This is a genomic window from Microbacterium sp. Kw_RZR3, from assembly GCF_029222405.1.
GTDB lineage: Bacteria > Actinomycetota > Actinomycetes > Actinomycetales > Microbacteriaceae > Microbacterium.
Genome location: NZ_JARHXC010000235.1, coordinates 1 through 1,298, shown reverse-complemented (window position 1 = coordinate 1,298; position 1,298 = coordinate 1). Strand labels below are relative to the sequence as shown.

Here is a 1,298-nt window from a genome sequence, read left to right as displayed (position 1 = left end):
CATTACGGCGTGTCCTGGACACTCAACGGCGGGGGCGTGCGCGGGACGGGCGCGGGCGCAGGGCCCCGGCACCACGGATGCCGACCGGCTAAGGTCGGCGCGTGACCACCGTGCTGCTCGCGCCCGACGGCTTCAAGGGCTCGATCACCGCGGCCGACGCCGCCGCGGCGCTCGCCGCGGGATGGCGCGACGCCCGGCCCACCGACGCCACGATCGAGCGCCCCATGGCGGACGGGGGAGAGGGCACCGCTGACGCCTTCCTCGCGGCGGTTCCCGGTGCGCGACGCATGCCGGTGCGCGTGGTCGGCCCGCACGGCCGCGAGGCCGCGGCATCCTGGGTCCTCCTCCCTCCCACCGCCGCCGTGCCGCACGGAACGGGGGTGGTCGAGCTGGCGTCCACGTCGGGAATCGAGCTGCTGGGCGGCGACCTCCGCCCGCTCGACGCCGACACCCGCGGCTTCGGCGAGGCGATCGCCGCCGCCCTCGATCACGGGGTCTCGCGGCTCGTGCTCGGCATCGGTTCGAGCGCCTCGACCGACGCAGGATTCGGGGCCCTCACGGCCCTCGGTGCCCGGATCACGGATGCCACCGGCACCCCCGTCGCGACCGGCTTGCGGGGTCTGCGCGGCGCCGTCCGCCTCGATCGCTCGGGCTTGCGGCCACCCCCGTCCGGCGGAGCGACGGTGCTGACCGACGTCCGCAGCCCGCTCGTCGGCGCGACGGGTGCGGCCGCGGTGTTCGGCCCGCAGAAGGGCCTGGTCGACCTCGCCGAGGCGGACGCCGCCCTCGGCCGCGCCGCCGAGCTGCTCGACACCGACGCTCTCGCACCCGGGGCCGGAGCCGCCGGTGGAACCGGGGCGGCGCTCCAGGCATGGGGTGCCGAGCTCGTTCCCGGGGCCGAGGCTGTCGCCGAGCTCATCGGGGTGCGCGACGCCGTCGAGCGCGCCGACGTCGTGGTCACCGGCGAGGGCGCGTTCGACGCGAGCTCCGCGGCCGGGAAGGTCCCCGGCCGTCTCGCGGCCCTCGCCGGAGACCGTCCGGTGCTGCTCGTCGCGGGGCGGATCGCTCCGGATGCCGACACGTCGATGTTCCGCACCACGGTCGCGCTCACCGACCTGGCGGGATCCCCCGCCGCCGCGCTCGCCGACCCCGCCCGGTGGCTGCGCGCCGCGGGCCGCGCGCTCGCCGAGCGGCTCGGTGGAGCCCCACGAGCTCGTTGAGCCCGCGCGAGGTCCCTGAGCCCGCGCGAGGTCCCTGAGCCCGCGCGAGGTCCCTGAGCCCACGCGAGGTCCCTGAGC

At 77.7% G+C, this 1,298-nt stretch carries 1 protein-coding gene; it reads left to right on the top strand.

The features are described 5' to 3' along the window. The first annotated feature begins 101 nt into the window (after positions 1-101). The gene (locus tag P2P98_RS13240; protein ID WP_275800437.1) at positions 102-1,220 is read left to right on the top strand and encodes a glycerate kinase; all 1,119 of its coding nucleotides are present in this window, start codon (positions 102-104) and stop codon (positions 1,218-1,220) included. Positions 1,221-1,298 lie beyond the last annotated feature (78 nt).